Below are 1,431 nucleotides of genomic sequence, written 5' to 3' on the forward strand. Positions count from 1 at the left end.
CTAATGCCGATCAGTTAAGGCATTAATCGGCAGATCAATTGAACGATCCTCCCAATATGTAAAAATCCGATAGACCCTGTTTATCGGATTTTTTTATGCACGTTTCTCAAGCTCTCGACATCATCAACAACTACAAACCCAATCAAGTAGAGACTCTCGCTGACCTACTGCCAATTGAACTCATTAATGATGCTTACAAGCTGACTGATACCGTTACCCTTAGAAAACGAAAGCTGACTTTAGAGTCAATGGCATGGCTATTAGTGGGGATGGCTATTTATAACGACAAATCCATGGCGGATATCGTCAACATGCTCGATATTGTTGACCGAACAGGTAAGCCATTTGTGGCACCTAGTGCGCTCACTCAACGTAGAAAAAACCTTGGAGAATCGGCCGCTAAAGCTCTTTTTGAGTGTACGCAGAGTCATTGGTTTCAGCATGCTAACTTACCAAATTGGAATGGACTAACACTGCTCGGTGTTGATGGGGTCTTGTGGCGAACAGAAGACTCAACAGAAAATGCTGAAGCCTTTGCAAAACCCACGAATCAAGATGGTAAAGAAACTCAATATCCGCAAGTACGTATGGTATGTCAGATGGAGCTGAGCAGTCATTTAATCACAGGCAGCGCTTTTGACTGCTATACCGTGAATGAAATGAAGTTAGCAGAGCAACTGATAGAAACCACACCAGATAATAGCTTAACGCTCTTTGATAAAGGCTTCTACTCTCTTGGTTTACTTCGAGAATGGAGCGCCAAAGGTGTCAATAGACATTGGCTTATTCCAATGAAAAAGGGGCTAAACTATGAAGTCGTTCAGTCTCTCGGTCGACAAGATAAACTGATTAAGCTGAAAAGTAATCCGCACGCTCGGAAGAAGTGGCCGGAGCTAGAGCAGGAAGTTGTTGTTCGATTAGTCACGAGAATCAAAGATGGCAAACGATACGATGTCCTCACCTCGATGACAGATCCCATGCTCTATCCCAAGTCAGATGTCGTAGGCTTATATGGGTATCGTTGGGAAATTGAATTAGGCTACCGAGAGCAAAAACAATATATGCTTGGTAACAGGTTAACCCTTCGAAGTCGATTACCAGAGCTTGTGAAACAGGAACTCTGGGGAGTGCTACTGACATACAACCTTGTTAGGTATCAGATGGTGCAGATGTGTCATACATTAAATGGAGACTACTTGCCATATCAGCTTAGCTTTAATGGCGCTTTAGCCCATATAATGCGCCTAATAGTCGGGCTTCCTTACTCGACACCAGGTGCGATACCAAGGCAACTACAAAATTTTTATTCGATGAGCGAGAGCTTAATCCTAGAACCAAGACGGCAAAGATCCTTCCCTAGAGTCGTAAAGAAAAAGCCAAGTAGATACCCTAGAAAGAACAATGCCGCTCATCTTAAGTGAACGGCATTAG

General features: G+C 43.3%; 1 protein-coding gene. It reads left to right on the forward strand.

The genetic code is table 11. The features are described 5' to 3' along the window. Positions 1-95: 95 nt before the first annotated feature. Positions 96-1,421, forward strand: a complete 1,326-nt coding sequence (locus HLM86_RS20090) for an IS4 family transposase (protein ID WP_170883829.1) — start codon at positions 96-98, stop codon at positions 1,419-1,421. Positions 1,422-1,431: the final 10 nt, after the last annotated feature.

The organism is Vibrio ostreicida, from assembly GCF_013074385.2.
In the GTDB taxonomy this organism is placed as follows: Bacteria; Pseudomonadota; Gammaproteobacteria; order Enterobacterales; family Vibrionaceae; genus Vibrio; species Vibrio ostreicida.

Excerpts from the sequence above, each read along its gene's own strand:
- HLM86_RS20090 (WP_170883829.1), top strand. The coding sequence starts at position 96 with ATGCACGTTTCTCAAGCTCTCGACATCATCAACAACTACAAACCCAAT.